A 284-nucleotide genomic window follows, 5' to 3' on the forward strand; every position below is an offset into this window, starting at 1 on the left:
GAGCGTCACGAAGTAGCTCATCTGGTTGTCGTCCTTGTGCTGATAGGGTGCTTCCCCGTGCTCGATCAGCGTGCCCTCGATGACTTTGCCCCTGACCGGGGCTGTCTGGCCCGTTGCTGGTTGAGGTGCAGGGAACAAACGGTCTTCCACCTCATTGACTATTTGCGCAGCCATCGCCGTGAGGTGGTCCAGGTCATCGATCAACTTAGGCGAGTTTTCGACTTGCTTGTAAGCGGCCACAATGCTGGCTTTGAACGCTTCACGATAGCTGTCGTTTTCCATGC

General features: G+C 56.0%; 1 pseudogene. It reads right to left on the minus strand.

What is annotated here, in order from left to right:
- A pseudogene (locus ABJ99_RS13125) lies at positions 1-284 on the minus strand (relaxase); the annotation flags it as partial.

This window comes from Pseudomonas syringae pv. cilantro, assembly GCF_001293775.1.
Lineage (GTDB): Bacteria > Pseudomonadota > Gammaproteobacteria > Pseudomonadales > Pseudomonadaceae > Aquipseudomonas > Aquipseudomonas syringae_P.